Below are 1,132 nucleotides of genomic sequence, written 5' to 3'. Positions count from 1 at the left end.
GGAATCGCCCATCATTTTGTTAGCCGCTATCATTTGGTTTTTGAAAATCTATGAGAATGGTAAGTATTGTACCTTCCCACACGCCATTGAATTACTAAATAAGCCCTATGCAGACATCTTTACGATTTTAACTTCCTACACCGAATTGGAAAACTATTTATCACCTTTTATGGACGCTTGGCAAGGCGGAGCCCAAGACCAATTACAAGGACAGATAGCGAGTGCCAAAATTCCACTTTCAAGAATGATTTCACCACAATTATACTGGGTAATGACGGGTGATGATTTTTCATTAGATATTAACAACCCAAAAGAGCCTAAAATTCTTTGTGTTGGTAATAATCCTGATCGGCAAAATATTTATTCGGCGGCCTTAGGGCTTTATAACTCTCGTATTGTAAAACTCATCAATAAAAAGGGGCAGTTAAAATCGTCTGTAATTATTGATGAGTTACCTACAATTTATTTTCGTGGATTGGATAACTTAATTGCTACAGCAAGGAGTAATAAAGTAGCGGTTTGTTTAGGTTTTCAAGATTTTTCACAGCTTACTCGTGATTATGGGGATAAAGAGAGTAAAGTAATCCAAAATACGGTAGGTAATATTTTTAGTGGACAGGTAGTTGGCGAAACCGCGAAAACCTTGTCCGAGCGTTTCGGAAAGGTATTACAAAAACGCCAGAGTATGACCATCAACCGAAGTGATAAATCGACCTCGATTAGCACTCAAATGGATAGTTTAATTCCACCCAGTAAAATATCTAATCTTACACAAGGGATGTTTGTTGGTTCGGTATCGGATAACTTCGATCAGCGTATCGACCAAAAGATATTCCACGCTCAAATTGTGGTAGATAATGAGAAGGTCGCCAAAGAAACTAAAGCCTACAAAAAAATACCTAACATTTTATCCTTCAGTGATGAAGAAATGAAACGACAAGTAGAGGCGAATTACAAGCAAATCAAAACCGATATTGTAACCCTTGTAGAAAGTGAAATGGAGAGAATTGCTAATGACCCAGATTTACAACATTTGGTTGAGAAGGAAGAGGAATAATTCAATACATTTCAATACTATACGAAGACGGTTCAGAATCATTTGAATCGTCTTTTGTTATAGGTATAAGCTTTC

General features: G+C 36.9%; 1 protein-coding gene. It reads left to right on the top strand.

The features are described 5' to 3' along the window. The coding region (locus VQ048_RS12205) for a TraM recognition domain-containing protein (RefSeq protein WP_327611929.1) at positions 1 to 1,057 on the top strand (1,057 nt) is incomplete at its 5' end. Positions 1,058 to 1,132: the final 75 nt, after the last annotated feature.

This window comes from Bergeyella anatis (assembly GCF_036016955.1).
Classification (GTDB): Bacteria; Bacteroidota; Bacteroidia; order Flavobacteriales; family Weeksellaceae; genus JAYWXI01.
This window is presented reverse-complemented; position numbering and strand designations above follow the sequence as displayed.